Source organism: Armatimonas sp., from assembly GCF_964826245.1.
In genome coordinates, this window is record NZ_CBAYMC010000070.1 from 1 (window position 1) to 17,600 (window position 17,600).

A 17,600-nucleotide genomic window follows, 5' to 3' on the forward strand; every position below is an offset into this window, starting at 1 on the left:
AAGTGCACGAACAGCACGCTGCTCTTCGGGTTTCAAGCCCGATGGAAGGACGATGAGGGTCTCGGGGGTGAGTGTAAATCCGGCAAGCGACTCGAAGCGTACCTCCTTGGGCCGTGGGATTAGCACAGGCGCTTGCGGTTGTACGGACAGTGGACCCCAATAAATACTGGTGCGCTCAGCTTCTGAAGAAAGTCCCGCAGGCCGTGGAGGGCAACCACAATCTTACGGTTCAGTTCTGGGGACGCTCGGTGAAGAAGACGGCTGTCTATGTTGTCTTCGAGGAGGGGCTCTCGCCTCATACCGCAGAGCTTCAAAAAAACGTCCGCCTGACCCCGGAGTGGCGACAGTACCAGTTTCCGTTCCGCACCACCAAAGATCACACCGATACCCATGCTAACTTCTGTATCAAGGCAGGCTTAGAGGTTGGGGAGATCGAGATCGCCAACATGCATGTCGTCGACAACGGCAAGGCATCGTAGTCACAAGCGAACTTTTTCCTGTGCTGCCCTGTCTAACTCACCAGATCAGATAATTTTTTTAAAATTTGTGAAAATCGGGAACGCGGCATGGGCATTGCAGCGTAGAGTAAGATGAAATGGGCGAGAGCGAAGTACTAAATGTCGAGGCAGGCGGGGGCGTCTTTGAGCGCCTGATGCAGCGCCACCGGAAGCAGGCCTACCATGTCGCCTACCGGATGACGGGCAACCATGCCGATGCGGAGGATCTTTTGCAAGAAGCCTTCGTGCGTGCCTTCCGTTTCTTTGAGAACTACCGCCGCGACCTGCCTTTCGAGAAGTGGCTCTTTCGGATCATGACCAATCTTTTTGTGGATGGTGTCCGTAAGAAAAACAAGATGCGGGTCACCAGCCTCGATGCCCCCCTCACCAACGGCTCTGAGAGCAACCTCTACCTCGATATTCCCGATGCCCGCACCGAGCCTGAGCGTGTCACGCTTCATGAAGAGCTCGATGAGCAGATTCAGAACGCCCTCGCCGCTCTCCCTGTAGACTTCCGCCGAACCGTGATTCTAGCCGATATTGAGCAGCTCTCCTACGAGGAGATTAGCAAGCTCACCGGCTGCACGATTGGCACTGTCCGCTCCCGCCTGCACCGTGGCCGAAAGCTGCTCCGTGCGCGGCTCGAAGGGTTCACGCTGAGGTAGCATGGTGTCGTGTCGCTTCTGCCGGGAACGGCTCTCGGCCTACTTAGACTCTGAGCTCTGCGACCAAGAAAAAGGGGATGTGCAGAGCCACCTGGAGCATTGCACCGCCTGCCAGGTCGAGTACCGTGCGCTCCGTGAGACCAAGCAAGCTCTTGCCTCTTTGGGGGCACGTGTCTCCCGTGAGGAGATCGAGCGCCTGCTACAAACCGATGTTGGTGAGGCAGTTCGGCACTACGCCAGCATGCCCGTCAGCCCGCGCACGGTCACTGCTGCCATTTTCTCCGTGATCGCGCTCTGTGTGGCCACCGCACGCGTTGCCACCCGTGAGAGCCGTCACGGAACCCCCATTCCAGAGGGCGCCTATCTTCTCATGCCGGCTCATTCGCTCTCAGGCAGTGCGACCTTCTCGATGTTTCCTATTGCATCCAACAATACCGAGCCTGCCGAGACTTGTGTCGCAGTGCCCAATAGCAATAGTGTCATGCAGCCTGTGATCTACTGTTGAACACTCTATGTCGCACCGACACCTGCCCCCGTGCGACGCGGATTTTTCTTCCAGGCCAGTTTTACCACCCGTTAGCCCTATGCCTATCTATGAGTTCGCCTGCAACGAGTGCAGCACCAAGCGTTTCTCCGAGCTTGTTGGGGTTCTTGCCCAGCCCTCCCCTATTCAGTGCCCTAAGTGCGGCAGTCAAAATGTCCGTAAGCTTGTCTCCCGCTTCGCCCGCATTCGCTCTTTAGATGAGTCGCTGGAGAACCTCGCGGACATGGCAGACCGGGTGGATGATAAGAGCCTAAAGTCCGTTCGTGGACTCATGAAGGAAGTGGCCGGTGGCATGGGTGATGACATGAGCACCGATGATGTCGAGGAGATGATCGAGGCGGCATCCGAGCTAGAATAGAAAGGTTTTTGGAGATGCGTTTTGGAGTTGCCCTACTGGGGCTAGACCACTGGTACACCGCCCACGGCGTCTGTGATATTGACACTAATTCGGAGAGCGTGGCGCTGATAGGAGTTCAATCGCCGCACGAGCTTCATCGGACATGGGCGAGTGAGAAGTACCCCATGATCACGGTCACCGATGATCCCACAGTACTTCTCTCTCGCGATGACGTTCACCTCATCGCGATCTGCGCTCCCACCGCAGATGCCCCCGCCCTTGCCAAGCAAGCCCTTGCTGCGGGAAAGCATGTCGTTGCAGTCAAGCCCTCCGCGACCACTCTCGCAGCGCTAGACGACGTCATCGCTGCTGCCAAATCGGCGGGAAAGTTCTTTGGCTCGTTTGAAGGAATGCAGCGCCTGACCCCGCGCGTTTTAAAGCTTCGTGAGCTGATCCAGTCGGGCGCGATTGGCACGCCGCTTTCCTACCATCAGATCGGCCACGGCGGCCTGCCTTCGCCCTGGCCTGGCCAGCCCAGCGGTGCACCAAGCTGGTGGATTGATGCCAGTAAAGCCCCGACGGGCGCTTGGACGGATCATGCGATCTATGCCATTGACCTGGCACGCTTTGTCTTTGGCGGCGAGGTCGTCTGGAGTGCGGGCCTGATCGAGAACCGCGTCCACACCGAGCTTGCTTTAGAGGACTACGGAATCGCGCTCCTCAAGCTCCAGCCCGATTCAGGCGGCTCTCCAGTCTCGCTGATGCTGGAAGACACCTGGGCCGCCGCTCCCGGCGGCGGGGCGCACCGTGTGCTCTTCATCGGCACCCACGGCCAGATTCGCCCCGAAGGCAACGACTGGGTTGTCACGGCAAACGGAGAAGAGACCCGCCACACGCCAGATGCCTCTCCCTTCTTCCACCTCGAAGCCCTCGCCGACGCGCTCACCAACAACACGGACATTCCCTGGTCCGCCGCCGATGCACGCGCCAACTTCGCCGCGTGCCTGGCTCTTTATTCGGGCGGCTAACCAAAGATAATGCAGACGGGTGCGGGGACTTCGATCTTCGCGCCCGTTGCAGTCAGCTTGCCGGTCTTTTTGTCGATCTTGTAGGCGACAATGGTGTCGCTGTTCTGGTTTGCGGCAAAGAGAAAATTGCCTGTCGGGTCGATCGCAAAGTTTCGCGGGGTCTTGCCCTGCGTGGACTCATTGCCGACGGTTGTCAGCTTGCCATCGGCCCCAATGGAGAAAATCGCGATGCTATCGTGACCCCGGTTGGAGCCGTAGAGGAACTTCCCATCGGCGCTCACGTGAATGTCCGCGCACGAGTCCCCATTTTGGAAAGGGCGGGGCAGGGTGGTGATGGTCTGGAGCTCGCGCAGTGCACCCGAGGCTTTGTCCCATGCAAACACCGTGACCGTGCAGTCGAGCTCGTTGATCGAGTAGACAGTAGGCTTCCTGGGATGAAACGCAAAGTGGCGTGGGCCGCCGCCGGGGTGCACCGGGGCAAACGAGGGCTCATTGGCGACAAGCTTTCCCGTTTTCGCGTTGGGCCGAAAGATCTGAATCTTATCCGTGCCCAGATCGCAACCATAGGCGAGTTTATTGCTCGCGTCTAAGTTAATCGAGTGGGCGTGTGGCGCTTCCTGACGGCCTTTATTAGGGCCACTGCCACTGTCCTGAACCGTGTCGGTCGCGGGTCGGAGTGAGCCATCAGGATTCACGGGCAGCATCGCAAACGTCCCGCTGGAGTAGTTGGCGACAAGCACATGGCTCCCCGACTTGAGCACCGAGAGATGGCAGGGATCGGTACCTTGGGAAGACTGCTGGTTCACGAAAGTCAGGGCACCGCTCTCTGCATCGTAGCGAAATGCCGCGATCTGGCCCTCACCCGCCTCCGCTGTGGCGAAGAGCCGGTGGTTCTTGCGATCCGCCGCCAAAAACGAAGGGTTATTGATCTTGGGAATGTTCTGCGGGATGCGCGTCCATGCCCCCGTCACGTCGTCCATGCGAAAGGCATAGACCCCATCGCTCTTGTTGCCATTGGTGTAGGTTCCTACGAATACAATACTCATAGGCGCATTATACCTGCCCCAAGATACGCTACAATAGGCTATGAAGCCGCTGACTGCACTGCCGCCCCTGACGTCGGCTTCGTGGACCTTCGGCCTTGCCTATCTTATCGGCGTTCTGACCTTCTGCCTCTTTGCCAAGAAGCGCCGCTTGCTCACGGAGGGCATAGGGTTTATTGCCATGACAGGGCTGGTTGGGGGGCTGGTTGGTGCCAACCTTGGGCAGTTTCTCGCCACCAGTGGCGGCCCCGGCAAGAGCGTCTTAGGTGGGATTGTGGGCGGCTACTTGGCCGTGATACTCGCCAAAAAACGCCTTGGCCTGATCCGACCCACGGGGGATCTCTTTGCCGTCGCGCTCATGGCTGGGGAGGCCGTCGGGCGCTGGGGTTGCTTTCTGGGCGGATGCTGTGGCGGACGAGAGTGCACGCTCCCGTGGGCCATCGCCGGGCACCATCCCACCCAGCTCTATCTCTCCGCCGCCTGCGCGGTGATCTTTGTCGTCTTGCTGCTCGTCGAAAAGTGGTGCAAGCCTGCCGAGAACGGCCTCTGGTATCTCCAAGGCGTGCTCTACTGCCCCGCCCGCTTCACCGTCGAGTTCTTCCGCTCGGGGGCAGATCGTCATGCGGGCCTTTCCACGGCCCAGTGGGTCTGTCTGGTCGGCCTTGCCTTCTTTATCTACAAGCTCGCCAAGGAGAAACCCTTTGCCAAAGCCGTCGAATAAATTCGCGGCTCCAGAAGAAAAGTCCCCCGTCGGGGACTCCCGAATCTACAGTCCGCGGAGGCGGACTTGACTTCGCTAGCCGGGATTTCAATCCGCGGTGTCGGAGAAACCCTTTGCAACAGTATCAAAACTACCGCTGCCCTCAGTGCGGGATGGCGCTGCAACGCGACCTGCCGTCGCAGGCGTTTACCAAGATCCCGGCGCTTGATGCCATTATCGGAGTGCTGGTTGGCCTCGTTGCCATCGCCACAGGGATCGGTATGATCGGAAGCATTATCGTCTACTTCCGCTACCGCCAACAATACCCCTACTTCTGCATGGGCCTGCTCATCAGCGGTGCCCTCCTCGTGCTCGTCATCCTCGGAATTCTCCTAGTATGCTTTGGGTCAATTGGACGATGACATCCCCCTTCACGGAAGAAACAACCGGCCTTTGCCCGACTTGCTTGCGCTCGGTATCCGCGACGATCTACGAAGACGGTGGGCGTATCTGGATGCGGCAGAATTGCGCACGCCACGGGGAGAGCACGGCGCTGCTGGCGAGCAATGCGGCGGAGTATCTTAGGTTTCGCACCTACGCGGTGGACAGGAGCGCGGGAGGTGGGTGCTGTGGGCCGGGGACGGAGTGTGCGGATGGCCCGCCGACCTGCGTGCTGCTCCTAGAGATCACGCAAGCCTGCAACCTGCGCTGCCCCACTTGCTACGCCGACGCCCGTGGCCATGAGATGATGGACGACACCGAGGCGCGGCGACGGCTCGATAGCTTCTTTCGCACGCAGAGCCGCTTAGACGTGCTGATGCTCTCCGGGGGCGAGCCGACGATTCACCCGCGCTTTATCGAGCTGCTGGACATGGCGCTGGAGTATCCCATTGACCGCGTCGTGATCAATACCAACGGCCTGCGCCTCACGCAAAGCAAGGAGCTCGTCGAGGCGCTGACGGCACGCAAAGAGCGGATCGAGCTGTACTTTTCCTATGGCAGCTTCCGCCCCGAGGTGCATGAGCGGCTCTACGGCAAAGACCTGGTGGCGCGCAAGCAGGAGGCGCTACGGATCGCCACGGATGCGGGGCTTTTTATCAACCTCGTGCCGACGGTCGAGGCGGGGGTCAACGACGATGAGATTGGGGAGCTCTATCGGTTTGCGCTGGCTCATGAGACGATCTGTGGGATTACCTACCAGCCCGTGATGAACAACGGGCGCTACGAGCACGGCTACGATCCCGGCTCGCGGCTCACGCTGACCGGGGTTCTAGAGCGCCTCGTGGCCCAGACCGACGGTGCGCTGTCACTCTCGGACTTTGTGGGGCTCCCCTGCTCCCACCCCGACTGCTGCGTCCTGACCTACGGGATTCTCGACGAAAAACGGAGCACTTTAACGCCCCTCCCACGCCACTTGGACGTGGCGCGCTATCTCGATCTCTTCTCCGACAAGATCAGCTTCTCGGGCTTGATCGAGGGTGCCCTCAAACGCGTCTGGAGCGACACGGTGAACCTGCGCGCAGGCCGCACGCTTCGGGATTTAATGACGCTCTACGCCCACAGCGGCGTGAAGGATTTATTGCCCCTCCGCAACGATCCCCAGGCCGTGGGCCGCCGGACGTTTCGGATCGTTGTCAAGCCCTTCATGGACGCCCACACCTGGGACCAGAAGCGCGTGGATCAGTGCTGCACCAAGCTCCTCAACGAAAACGGCGAGGCCGTCAGCTTCTGCGAGTACAATGTCTTCCACCGAGGCCGCAAGCCCGCTGCCCCAAGTGGTCTACAGCTGGCGGTTCTGAAGTGAGATCCGCCAATTGTCCGCCGGTTGAAAACGGCGGACAATCGGGCGGGTATCATAGTGGTATGATGTCCCGACTTGCCTGCCTCGCGCTCTTGCCACTGGTATTTGTCTCCCCGCGCCCTGCTCTGACGCGGCCACCAGCGAGATTTAAGACCTCAGAGCGCTACACCAAGCGCGATGTGCAGATTCCCATGCGGGATGGCACCAAGCTCTACACCGTGATCTACGCCCCCAAAGACACGAGCGAGAAGCACCCGATCCTGATGGAGCGCACCCCCTACTCGGTGCCCTACGGCGACGATGACTTTGGGCCGGTTGAGGGGAGCTATGCAAAGGAAAACTACATTCTCGTCTTTCAGGATGTGCGCGGGAAGTACATGTCTGAGGGCGAGTACGAGAACGTCCGCCCGCTGAGCCCAGACGGCAAAGGAATTGACGAGAGCTCCGATACCTACGACACGATTGAGTGGCTGGTGAAGAATGTCGCGGGCAACAACGGGAAAGTCGGGATGGTCGGGGTTTCGTATCCGGGCTTCTACGCCGCAGTTGGGGCGGTACGGGCGCATCCTGCGCTCAAGGCGGTCTCGCCACAAGCCCCCGTCACCGACTGGTTCCTCGGCGATGACGACCACCACAATGGGGCGTTTATGCTCCTCGATAACTTTGCCTGGTGCTTTGGCGGCTTCGACTGGCCGCGCGACGGCCCCAGTAAGGAGGAGTTCAACCCCAAGCTCTCCTACGGCTCCAACAACGCCTACGATTTTTATCTGAAGCTCGGGGCCTTGAAACACGCCAACGAGCGCTTCTTCCAGGGCAAGATTCGCTTCTGGAACGACTTAATCGAGCACGATACCTACGATGCCTTCTGGCAAGCCCGCACGCCTCTGCCGCACTTTAAGAACCTGACGCCCGCGTTCTTAGTGGTCGGAGGGTTCTTCGATGCTGAGGATCTCTGGGGGCCGCAGCACATGATCCGCGCCTTGCAAGCCCAGAGCCCCAAGACCCCAGCGTCCGTGGTGATTGGCCCGTGGTCGCACGGGGGCTGGGGCGGCGATGGGAGCCGTTTCCATGACCTGAGGTTTGGGCAGGACACGGCGGCCAAGTTTCGCAACGAGATGGAGCTGCCGTTTTTCAACCACTACCTCAAGGGCAAGGGAGTGCCGCCCGATCCCAAAGTCAAGGCGCGGGTCTTTGCGACGGGCTCGAACCAGTGGCTCGCCTTCTCGGCCTGGCCCCCGAAAGGATTGCCGACGCGCAGCTTCTATCTCCAGCCCGGAAAAGGCCTCGCAACAGCTCCCGTGAGCAACGAGAAAGCCCCGGCAGATCGCTACGTCTCCGATCCCGCCAGCCCCGTTCCCTACACCAATTTCCCCGGGATTCGCCGGGACTCGCGCTACATGGCCGAGGATCAGCGCTTCGCGAGCAAGCGCCCCGATGTGCTCACCTACACCACTGCCCCGCTCACGGCGGACATGACCACCGTGGGCGCGATTGATGTAGACCTCACCGTAGCGACGACGGGTACGGACGCGGACTGGGTCGTAAAGGTCATTGATGTCTCGCCCGAGACGGGAGCAGAGCAGCTGGTGCGCGGCGATGTGTTTCGGGGCAAGTTCCGCAAGAGTTTCCGCAAGCCCGAGCCCTTTGTGCCCGGCAAGCCCACACCGCTGACTTTTGCGCTTGGGGATATTTGTCACACGTTTAAGAAGGGCCACCGCCTGCAAGTGCAGATTCAGAGCAGCTGGTTTCCTTTAGTGGACCGCAACCCGCAGAAGTTCATGAGTATCGGAAAAGCCGACGACAGCGACTTTGTGAAAGCGACACAGACCGTCTTTCACTCCAAGCAGTTCCCCTCACGCGTTCGCTTTACGGTTAAACCATGAAAGACCCGACGGGAAAGGCCTGGGAGGGTTGGGCGTTTACGTTCTGCAAGGCCGCCTTTCTGGTGCTGATCTTTACGGGCAAGTACGCCCTGCTCGCGCTCTCGGGGCTCTCGGCGATTTGCTATATTGTTGCCGCCGCAAAGGGCGTGAAAGAGTGGCGCTGCTGGGCCAAGCCGCCTTGGGTGACGGTTTTCTGGTGCCTCGTGTTTGCCTTTGAGCTGGCACGGCACACGGGCTACTTGCTGCATTTATCCGCCGAGTCGCTGCACCTGCGCTAGCTCCTGGCGGGCCTCGGCGGCGGCGGAGGCTTCTTGGGCCACCCGGCGGGCCGTGTCGGACAGTTCGGCAAAGGCGACGGTCGGCCCGACACCGTCTTCGAGCTGGTGTCCAGCAAGCCCCTCCCGAAGCGTCTCGATCTGCGCCAGAATCTCGGCACGGAGCGCGGCGGCACGCTTGGCGAGTAGCGCCGAGTGCTCGTGGGCCTCTGCACGCCGCTCCAGAGCATCGGCACGGCGAGAGATGGAGTCCGCCGTCACGCGATCCGGCTCAATGAGCGCCTGCTGCTGGAGCTGAGCCGCCTCCAAGCGAAGCGCAGCGGTGTCAAAGGGCTCAAGACGCACACGGGGCAGCTTCTCTATCGCCTCCCCCAGCCCATCGCAGAGAATCCCGCTGTCGCTGCCCCAAAGCTGGCCCAGGCGATATTGGGATCAAGCCCGTGTTTTTTCGCCATGATCAGCTCTCAAGAATCAGCCTGATGTGACTCTGGAAGGTAAGACGGGCTGGTAGGGTAAACTCTTAGACATGCCTTTTTCTGAGATTCTGGGCCAGGAACCCGCGATTGCCACACTCAAAGCCGCACTGGAGCGTGATGCCGTGCCGCAGGCATATCTGTTTGTGGGGCCGGAGAGTGTGGGCAAGACCACGACGGCGCTGGCGTTTGTGCGGGCACTCTTTGGCAACACGCCGGTGCACAACAAGCGCATCGCGGAGAACCAGCACCCCGACCTGACGCGCATCGCCCCCGACGGCGAGCTGACGCGTATCTGGCAGCTCTGGAACCGCCCCGGCCACCCGACCGGCGCTCTGGAGAACCTGAGCTTTGCACCGATCAATGCCCCGCGCCGGGTCTATCTCTTTGAGCGGGCAGAGACGTTTAACGAAGAGTCCGCCAACTCGCTCCTCAAAGCCCTAGAAGAGCCCCCGCGCTATGTCCAGTTTATTCTCTGCGCCCCCAGCGTGACCAGCGTCCTGCCCACGGTTCTCTCGCGATGCCAGGTGGTGCGCTTCTCCGCCGTGCCACGCGAGACGATTCAAAAAGCCCTCACGGCGAGAGATATCCCCGATGCGGCCACACTCGCGGCCTATGCCGAAGGCGCACCGGGCAGGGCCTTTCGCCTCGCCGAGACGGGAGAGCTTCAAGACCAGCGCGGCCAGCTTTTAGACTTAGCGCACCGAGTCGCCCTCTCCCCGCCCATTGCCGCGTTTCGGCTTGCGGAGGACTTGCGAAAGCTCGCCGCCCCGCCAAAAGCCAAGAAAGGCGAAGAGGACGCGGAGGAGAAATCGTCGCGTGGGGACATGGGCCGGGCGCTGGATGTGCTGGCCGCCTGGTACGGTGATCTCTTGCAGCTCTCGCTACGTGGCCCGGATGCGCCTCTTCTCCACACCGACCGCCGCACCCAAGCCCGCGAAGCTGCGTCCAAGTACCGCCCCGAGCAGCTCGCCCAGTGCCTGGAGACACTGTTTGCCTTCCGCCGCCACCTAGCCCGAAATGCCAATGCCCAGCTCGCCACCGAAGCGCTTCTCATGAAGCTCGCTCCAAGATAATAGGATTTTATGCCCCAGTGTTTTTTTATTGATGCCTCTGACAGCGATCTTCAGTTGCTCCCCGAAGACAAGACCCACCACATTGTCAATGTTCTGCGCATGAAGCCCGGCGAAACGGTGCTTCTCCACGATGGACAGAACCGTCGTGCCCTAGCCACTCTGGAGCTCCTGGGTAAGAAGCGTGTCTCCGCGCGGCTCACGAGCGCCTGGGAGCCCGTGAACACCGAGCCCGAGCTGCGCGTGAGGGTCTTTCAGGCGTTCCCGAAAACGGGTGATAAAGTCGAGCAGGTCTTGCAGCACGGCACGGAGCTGGGCGCGGCAGGTTTTGTGCTCTTTCCTAGCGAGCGGGCACAAGCTCGCATGGAAGACCGTGAGCGGATCGCCCGGAAAGTGGAGCGCTGGGAAGAGCTGATCCGCAACGCTGCCGAGCAGTCCGGGCGCGGTATATTGCCGAGCATCACCTACGTCCGCAGCCTCGAAGATGCCCTCGCTTTAGCCAAAGGCCCCCTCGTGCTCCTCGACGAAGGCACTTCCAATCCCTCGTTATCGGGAGCTGGGGGGCAAGAGCTTGGCATCTTTGTCGGCTCCGAAAGCGGCTTTACGGCGCAGGAAAAGAAGGCAATTCTCGGTGCAGGCGCGACAGCGGCCAGCCTCGGGCCTCGCACCCTGCGCACCGAGACCGCCGCCCTCGCCGCTCTTGCCAAGCTCCTCTAGGCTATTCTGGCAGAAACGTCGGGAAGACAACTCCCTCGGGCTCTTGCCAATCGCCACGCACCTGCAAGACGTGCAGCTCACAGTTGCGGGCTCCCCAGCCGTAGACTGTCTGGACGAGTTTTTTGCAGTGGGCCGGGACGAGAAACACGGGGTTGCCAGGGTGCTTGCGGCGCTCCGTAGCGATGAGTGCGGCGGCGATTTCCTCGGTTTGGGCAAAGCCGGGGCCGAGCAAGTTGCTGGCAGGGTGCGCCACGGCAAAGAGAAAGCCACCGATCACACCGTTCTCTTCCCAGACCGAGCCGCTCCAGATTCCCAAGGCATTCTCGAGAAAGTAGGTGTAGTCACGCTCCCGATCTAGCCCCGTCTGCGTTTTTTCGAGCGTCACAAGAGCGGCAATATCGGCAGCAGTGACGGGACGGACGCGAGGATCGGGGGCAGGCAAGCGCGAGGTATCGGCGAGCAACATGTCTTGAAAGAGCATCCGGGGAACAAAGCCTGCGCGGGTGTAGAGTGAGTAGGAGTCTAGGTTCATCGCAGAGGAGACCAAGCGCAGGGGCTTCTTCTCGCTCTCCGCAATCCCGATGACCTCATCGAGCATCTGGCGAGCGATGCCACGACCAAAGTAGTTGGAGTGGGTGTTCACAATGCCTACCGAGAGATGTGTGGGGCGTGGATGATAGAAACACGAACCTATCAGCTTCCCTGTCTGGGTCTCCTCCATCACAATGCAGCAGCCTGGGTCGAGCGCTTCGTAGACCTGGCAGAACACGTCACAGTCTTGGGGATCGCCGGTGAAGATCGCGGACTTGCCGCTGGTTTGGTACCAAGCATTGGTAGACAGTGCAATAAGCTGCGCCTCGGCGGCCCACTCTGAGGGCAAGAGTCGGCGCAGTGTGATCGTTTCCATGGTCCCAGATTCTCTTTTTGATACAAAATGCCCTCTATAGCACCCCCACAACAACCCATAATAAAGGTCTGATGAGGAATGCTTCGCCCAAACAAAAGTTTCAAGGACGCCCCTTTTTGGCGAGCCTCCTACTTCCCATTGGCTTACTTTTTCCAATACTCGCCACGATTTTTGTGGCGCTTCAGTCGGGAACCCCTCTGCCAACGGGACTCTGGATAGCGCAGAGAAGCACTCCCTGGCTCTGGATGGTGGATGTCCTTCCGCTACTGATGGGGCTTCTGGGCCGCTTTCTTGCCACTCCCTCAACCGTCACCAATCGCTACGGGGCTCTCCTGCTGACAGTGCTGGTGCTGATCTGTCTTTTCCCCTCGGGGATGATGCTCTTTGCCTGGCAAGAGGCACGAGGCAGTGTCCGGGCACTCCGTGCCACACGACTAGCGGGCACACTTCAGACAATGGCACTGCGCTCCTATCTCCAGCTCAGCCAGAAACCGGGAAGCGACCTCCGAAAAGACCTTGCACGAATGAGCCAGATTCGTAACGAGATCAAGCAAAGCGCTCCGCTTGCTGTCCAGACCATGGAGCCTGCTTGGCAAGCGTTCTACCAGGAGACGGTTAAGCCGGGCAAGCTAAGCCTGTCCACCGCGCTACGGATGCGCGAGGCGGCAGAGAAGCTCACCCACACCCTGGAAGAAGATGCTCGTGCCAGTGGCAGTGGAACCGCGGATGTTCTCTTGATGGCAGTCCTGGGAACCCTGATCTCCCTGGGACTAATCCTTCAGTTCTTTAGCCAGCTCCGTCAGCTTGAGCAGCAGCTTCAGGCTACCCATAAGCAGCACACGGTTACCAGCAAGCAGCTCGAAGCCGTTAGTGTTCAGCTTGAGGAGGCGAATCGGCGGCTGGAGAGTGCCAACTTGCAACTAGAGCAAACCGCCACGCATGACACGCTGACAGGGCTGAGTAATCGCCGTGCCCTAGAGGAGCGATTTAATATCGAGTGGAGCCGTGCGCTACGCTACAACGAGCCCTTTGCTATACTTTTAATGGACTTAGACTACTTCAAGGCTTACAACGATAGCTTTGGATCTCAGGCAGGCAATGCCGTGCTCCAGACGATTGGGGCACTTCTCCAGCACAGCATCCGTATCTCCGACTTTGCCTCACGCTACGGTGGTGAGGAGTTTCTGGTGCTCCTACCCCACACCGGCGAAGAAGAGGCCGCACGCCTAGCAGAGCGTATCCGTGCGGCGGTTCAGGCGGCTCCGTGGAAGCACCGTGGTGTCACCATCAGCATTGGTGTCGCCGAGCGCACCCGTGACATGACCAAGACCACAGAGCTTCTCGATGCCGCCGATGTGGCACTCTATCAGGCCAAAAAGACCCGCAACCGCGTCTGCCGCAGTCTCATTACCTCTTCCGAGAACCACAAAAAAGCCGCCTGAGCACTTTAGGGCAGCTTCACCGTGAAGGTGTAGGTTCCGGAGCTAAGATTTTCGGTCTTGCCGGGGAGCTCTAGCCGGGCGGTGGTATTGGCAGGAATCGTGACATTGACCGTGGCGCTGCCGCCGCTTTTCTTCCAGCTTGCCGAGACTTTGCCACGGATCGAGTCATAGCTGGCGCTGGCGTGGTTGAGCACGGTGTTGAAGCGCGGCTTGATGGTGAGCTTCTTCCAGCCGGGGCCGTCGGTGTCAATTCCCACCAAGCCCGTCGTAAGCCACTCGCTGACGCAGCCGAGCCAGTAGTGGTTGAAGCTGTTCATCCCGGCGTTCTGGAAGCCTTTCTCCGGTGTCCAGCCGTCCCAGCGCTCCCACATCGTGGTCGAGCCAAGCTTGACTTGGTAGAGCCACGACGGATAGTCATCGTTGAGGACAAGCTGGTTGGCAAGATCGGTACGCCCCACGCCATCGAGGGCAAAGAGCAGAACTGGCGTTCCGATAAAGCCTGTCGCCAGGTGGTTCTTCTTGGCAGCGAGTAGCCCTTCGAGCTGCTTCTGCGCTCCGGCACGTTTCTCTTTGGGGAGCAGCTCCCAGCCCAGTGCCAGCGCGTAGAAGGTCTGCGATGCCTTGCCCTTATCGGTGACGCTGCCATCTTCCCCGACAAACTTCTCGTTAAAGGCGGCTTTGACTTTCTCGGTCAGCACCCGGTAGGCTTTGGCTTCTTCGGGCTTGCCGATAGCCTCAGCCATAATGGCCATGAGCTTGGCGCAGTAGAAATAATACGCCGTGCCATGCACCGCGGACTGCTGCGGCGCATCAAGAAGCAGCCAGTCGCCGTAGGAGCCTACCTGACGGATGCCGTCGGGGGCGACTTTGTTCAGGTGCTCCATGAAGCGGGTCAGCCCAGCCCAGTGTTTTTGAATGGCCTGTGTATCCCGGTACATCTCGTACATGCGGTAGGTGACAACCACACCCGCATCTTCCCACGCCGCGTTGCCTCGGCCCACCATCGAGAGGTAGGGCGCGACATCGGGGAGGGCTCCGTCCGCCCCCTGGCCATCCTCAATCAGATCCACCAGCCACTTGGTGAAAAACGACGCCGTGTCGCGGTTGAGCATCGCGGTCTTGGCGAAGACTTGGGCATCGCCCGTCCAGCCCGCCCGCTCATCGCGCTGGGGGCAGTCGGTGGGCACATCCAGAGCGTTGCCCCGGAAGCCCCAGTCAATATTATCCGTGAGCTTGTTGAGCAGCTTGTTGTCCGAGTCAAATGTCAGTGTGTCGGCCATCGTGGAGTGTACGGCAACTCCCACCACATCTTTTGGTGCAGGCGCGGTGTCGAGGCCCGTGATCTCGACATACTGAAAGCCATGGAACGTGAACTTGGGCTCTAGGACCTGGGTGCCGCCTTTTAAGATATACGTGTCCGTGGCCTTTGCCGCCCGCAGGTTTGTAAAATATGCCGTCCCATCGGGGTTCAGGCGCTCTGCGTGACGCACCGTGACCATCTGCCCTGGCTTGCCCGTGACCGTGAGCTTGGCCCAGCCGGTGAGGTTCTGCCCAAGATTGTAGACAAAAGTCCCCTTCTTAGGCTCGGTGCGCACGATCGCGGCAATCCGTGCGGCGGGTCGAATCGGCTCACCGGGGTGTGCCTCGACGGCAATCGGGAGATTGGTCAGCGTCTGCACCGGCTTCCAGTCCGTCGCCGTCTTGCGCGTGTCCACCTCCTCGCCCATCAGCATGTCTGAAGTCAGAATCTGCCCGTAGGCCCACTGCCAGTCCTGCCCCGTACCCACCGTCGCCGTGGTGCCATCGGTGTACTCGATATTGAGCTGGAGCTTGAGGCGCGGATCGCCCTCATAGTAGCGCCGCCGTCCGGTGAAGGCCAAGTAGCTCGCGTACCAGCCATCGCCGAGCTGTGCCTGAAGCTCATTCGCTCCTACGGTGAGCTGCTTGGTGACGTCGTAGGTCAGGTAGTGAACGCGCTTCTTGTACTCCGTCCAGCCCGGCGAAAACACATCGTCGCTGACAGGCTTGCCATCGAGCCCCAGCTCATAGACCCCGAGCGCCGTCGCGTAGAGCAGTGCTCTCTTGACCGGCTTCTCGACGCGAAACGTGTTGCGGAAGTGGGGCGGTGGGGTCATGGCGTTATTGCCACTGCCACCGGGCTCCGCCTTACCCCAGGGTGCCATCCCCGCGGCCCCTAGAATCTTCACGGGCTCCCAGGCACGCCGTGCGACACTGCCTTCCCAGCTCTTGCCGGTTGGATACTCTTTCCCATTGACCACAAGCTTGGCGATCAGCCCCGCGGGGTTGGGCGCATCCCCCTCATTGGTAACCGTCACCACCACTGTGTTCGCGCCCGCCACCAGCAAATCTTTAAGATCGTAGGTGTTATAGACCTTCCAGTCGCTCCCCTTGGCGGTGGCGAGGTTCTTTCCGTTCACCGCCACCGCATAGCTATTGTCCGCCGTCAGCGCGATCCGGGCGCTCGCTCCAGTGGGGGCATCGAACTGGACACGGAAGCTGCGCTTGCCCACGGGCGGGTTCTCCGGGTCGCTCGCCAGCCAGATCCAGCTCGCCCCCTCTAGCGTGATGGGCGGCAGTGCACTGGCAACTTTGGGCAGCGCGGCCTGAATCCACTGCGCCTTCCAGTCATTCGCGCCAAGGCCCTTGGTCCAGTGCGCCAGGCTACTGACACTGCTCTTGCCCCTCGCATCCCACACCTTTACCTGCCAGAACGCCTGCTGGCCACTGTCCAGCGCTTGGCCATCGTAGGGGATCTGAATGGTCTCATCGGAGAGCACTTTCCCCGTATCCCAGAGATCTGCTTTGCCCGGTGCGGTGCCCACCATGATCTGGTAGGCGGTCTGCTTCTGGCCTTTTTCCTTGCTCTCGACGATCCACGAGAGGCGCGGCTTGGCGAGATCTATGGCCAGCGGGTTGGTCTTGTACTCACACCGCAAGCGACTCACGGTGAGCGCGGCATGAGCAGGCGCAGTTATTGAGACAGAGGCAGCCACCAGTGCAGTGACGGCAAAACGGGATTGACGAGTCATGAGGGGATTATAGCATGGGAACCAAAAACGGTGGTCATTCCATAAGTCTACTCTCTGGGGGCTGTCTTAGTCACCCAACAGAGCGCCCCAAGCACGCCCACAATGCCCGCGAGCAAGTAGAAAATGCTCCCGTACGAGCCGGTGCGCTGGTAGACTTGGGCAAGAAGCACGGGGCCAAGCGCAGACGCTAGAACCGTGAGGAGCTGCGCGGCACCCTGGATCTTCCCGAGGTGCGCGCGACCAAAAGCGTACGCCCAGAACGAGAAAAAGAGCACCATCACAAAGCCCCCCGCCACGCCAAGCAGTACGGAGATTCCCATGACGAGGCCGAGTGAGCGGGCCAGTGGGAGCAGCCCCAACCCCAGCATGAGCAGCAGCATCGCGATTGCCATCAGGCGATTGAGCGGCATTTTTGTGGCGAGAAACCCACCAAGGAAGTTGCCGATCAGCCCGGTCAGCGCCGTGATCGCGAGTGTCGTGTGGTAGACACTCACGGCAAAGCCTAGCTCTTTTAAGACGGACTCGTTAAACAAACCGATGCCCGAGGCGATCAGCCCGTAGAGCGCGCTGGAGAGCCCCATCACCCAGAACGCAGGGGTGCGTAGCGCCTCGGTGAGAGTCACCCCGCCACCCCCCTCCCCCGGCCCCTCCCCCAGCCCCTCCTCCCGACCCCGAGAGGAGGGGGGATTTTTGACCAGAGCTAAAGCAAGCGGCGCGAGGATGAGCACCAATGCCCACCCGATCCCTGACCAGGCGACGCGCCAGCCGCTTTTCTCGATCACCGCCCCAACTCCCGGAAACGCCGCCATAAACCCGATGGTCATCACGACGGTATAGATCGCCATCGCCTTCGCTAAGCCGGTCTTGAACCACTGCCCCACCATCGCCAGGCTTACCACGGAGAGCGCACTCTGGCCCAGTCCACGGATCAGAACCAGAAAAACAAAGAGTAGCGTGGCCTGGGTAGACTTTCCCATCGCAATCACGGTCGCGCCTAAGAGCAGCGCAATCGCTGTCAATACCACCCGGCTCCCGAGCTTGTCTAAGAGTGAGCCAATTCCGATACAAAACAGCGAGCCGATCAGCGTTGCCCAGAGATTGAGATCCGCATAGGCCACGCGCTCCAAGCCAAAGTCCTTGAGCAGCGGCTCCGTGATCAGCCCAA

General features: G+C 60.4%; 18 protein-coding genes. 13 read left to right on the plus strand and 5 right to left on the minus strand.

Features of this window, described 5'->3' with window-relative positions; translation table 11 throughout:
• Window positions 1–149 precede the first annotated feature (149 nt).
• The 5 genes from AC1XOS_RS08895 (at window position 150) to AC1XOS_RS08915 (ending at window position 3,071) form a co-directional block, all read left to right on the plus strand.
• Window positions 150–479, plus strand: a complete 330-nt coding sequence (locus tag AC1XOS_RS08895) for a hypothetical protein (protein WP_481961863.1) — start codon at window positions 150–152, stop codon at window positions 477–479.
• Window positions 480–595: 116 nt separating this feature from the next.
• Window positions 596–1,162 (plus strand): sigma-70 family RNA polymerase sigma factor, encoded by a 567-nt coding sequence (locus AC1XOS_RS08900; protein ID WP_481961864.1) that lies wholly within the window; start codon window positions 596–598, stop codon window positions 1,160–1,162.
• Window position 1,163: 1 nt separating this feature from the next.
• The gene (locus tag AC1XOS_RS08905) at window positions 1,164–1,667 is read left to right on the plus strand and encodes an anti-sigma factor family protein (protein ID WP_481961865.1); all 504 of its coding nucleotides are present in this window, start codon (window positions 1,164–1,166) and stop codon (window positions 1,665–1,667) included.
• Window positions 1,668–1,746: 79 nt separating this feature from the next.
• Window positions 1,747–2,064 (plus strand): FmdB family zinc ribbon protein, encoded by a 318-nt coding sequence (locus tag AC1XOS_RS08910; protein WP_481961866.1) that lies wholly within the window; start codon window positions 1,747–1,749, stop codon window positions 2,062–2,064.
• A gap of 14 nt (window positions 2,065–2,078) precedes the next feature.
• Window positions 2,079–3,071, plus strand: coding sequence for a Gfo/Idh/MocA family protein (locus AC1XOS_RS08915; RefSeq protein ID WP_481961880.1), 993 nt, complete (start codon window positions 2,079–2,081; stop codon window positions 3,069–3,071).
• On the opposite strand, the gene AC1XOS_RS08920 is transcribed toward AC1XOS_RS08915, so the two are convergent.
• The gene (locus AC1XOS_RS08920; RefSeq protein ID WP_481961867.1) at window positions 3,068–4,117 is read right to left on the minus strand and encodes a lactonase family protein; all 1,050 of its coding nucleotides are present in this window, start codon (window positions 4,115–4,117) and stop codon (window positions 3,068–3,070) included. The two genes, AC1XOS_RS08915 and AC1XOS_RS08920, sit on opposite strands and share 4 nt — an antisense overlap.
• A 40-nt stretch (window positions 4,118–4,157) precedes the next feature.
• On the opposite strand from AC1XOS_RS08920, the gene AC1XOS_RS08925 reads away from it, so the two are divergent.
• The 5 genes from AC1XOS_RS08925 to AC1XOS_RS08945 all read left to right on the plus strand — a co-directional run bounded on the left by AC1XOS_RS08925 (window position 4,158) and on the right by AC1XOS_RS08945 (window position 8,776).
• Entirely contained in the window at window positions 4,158–4,835 is a 678-nt protein-coding gene (locus tag AC1XOS_RS08925) for a prolipoprotein diacylglyceryl transferase (protein WP_481961868.1), read from the plus strand.
• Between the two features lie 113 nt (window positions 4,836–4,948).
• Complete coding sequence (locus tag AC1XOS_RS08930) at window positions 4,949–5,236, plus strand: hypothetical protein (RefSeq protein ID WP_481961869.1); 288 nt, start codon at window positions 4,949–4,951, stop codon at window positions 5,234–5,236.
• A complete protein-coding gene (locus tag AC1XOS_RS08935) occupies window positions 5,233–6,618 on the plus strand; it encodes a radical SAM protein (protein WP_481961870.1) in 1,386 nt (461 codons plus the stop codon). The genes AC1XOS_RS08930 and AC1XOS_RS08935 overlap by 4 nt, the downstream gene beginning before the upstream one ends.
• 59 nt (window positions 6,619–6,677) lie before the next feature.
• Window positions 6,678–8,498, plus strand: coding sequence for a CocE/NonD family hydrolase (locus tag AC1XOS_RS08940; RefSeq protein WP_481961871.1), 1,821 nt, complete (start codon window positions 6,678–6,680; stop codon window positions 8,496–8,498).
• A complete protein-coding gene (locus tag AC1XOS_RS08945) occupies window positions 8,495–8,776 on the plus strand; it encodes a hypothetical protein (RefSeq protein WP_481961872.1) in 282 nt (93 codons plus the stop codon). The genes AC1XOS_RS08940 and AC1XOS_RS08945 overlap by 4 nt, the downstream gene beginning before the upstream one ends.
• On the opposite strand, the gene AC1XOS_RS08950 is transcribed toward AC1XOS_RS08945, so the two are convergent.
• Window positions 8,747–9,118, minus strand: a complete 372-nt coding sequence (locus tag AC1XOS_RS08950) for a hypothetical protein (protein ID WP_481961873.1) — start codon at window positions 9,116–9,118, stop codon at window positions 8,747–8,749. The two genes, AC1XOS_RS08945 and AC1XOS_RS08950, sit on opposite strands and share 30 nt — an antisense overlap.
• Before the next feature lie 181 nt (window positions 9,119–9,299).
• Here AC1XOS_RS08950 and AC1XOS_RS08955 point away from each other — a divergent pair, with 181 nt between their 5' ends.
• Together AC1XOS_RS08955 and AC1XOS_RS08960 are read left to right on the plus strand one after the other, a co-directional pair.
• Window positions 9,300–10,322, plus strand: a complete 1,023-nt coding sequence (locus tag AC1XOS_RS08955; protein ID WP_481961874.1) for a DNA polymerase III subunit — start codon at window positions 9,300–9,302, stop codon at window positions 10,320–10,322.
• 9 nt (window positions 10,323–10,331) lie between these two features.
• The gene (locus AC1XOS_RS08960) at window positions 10,332–11,036 is read left to right on the plus strand and encodes an RsmE family RNA methyltransferase (RefSeq protein WP_481961875.1); all 705 of its coding nucleotides are present in this window, start codon (window positions 10,332–10,334) and stop codon (window positions 11,034–11,036) included.
• Window position 11,037: 1 nt separating this feature from the next.
• On the opposite strand, the gene AC1XOS_RS08965 is transcribed toward AC1XOS_RS08960, so the two are convergent.
• Window positions 11,038–11,943, minus strand: a complete 906-nt coding sequence (locus AC1XOS_RS08965) for a GNAT family N-acetyltransferase (RefSeq protein ID WP_481961876.1) — start codon at window positions 11,941–11,943, stop codon at window positions 11,038–11,040.
• A 116-nt stretch (window positions 11,944–12,059) separates the two neighbouring features.
• On the opposite strand from AC1XOS_RS08965, the gene AC1XOS_RS08970 reads away from it, so the two are divergent.
• Window positions 12,060–13,385, plus strand: a complete 1,326-nt coding sequence (locus AC1XOS_RS08970) for a GGDEF domain-containing protein (protein WP_481961877.1) — start codon at window positions 12,060–12,062, stop codon at window positions 13,383–13,385.
• Between the two features lie 5 nt (window positions 13,386–13,390).
• Here the strand turns inward: AC1XOS_RS08970 and AC1XOS_RS08975 are convergent, their stop codons facing one another.
• Window positions 13,391–16,435: a family 78 glycoside hydrolase catalytic domain gene (locus tag AC1XOS_RS08975; protein WP_481961878.1), complete on the minus strand. Its 3,045-nt coding sequence runs from the start codon at window positions 16,433–16,435 to the stop codon at window positions 13,391–13,393.
• Window positions 16,436–16,482: 47 nt separating this feature from the next.
• The coding region (locus tag AC1XOS_RS08980; RefSeq protein ID WP_481961879.1) for an MFS transporter at window positions 16,483–17,600 on the minus strand (1,118 nt) is incomplete at its 5' end.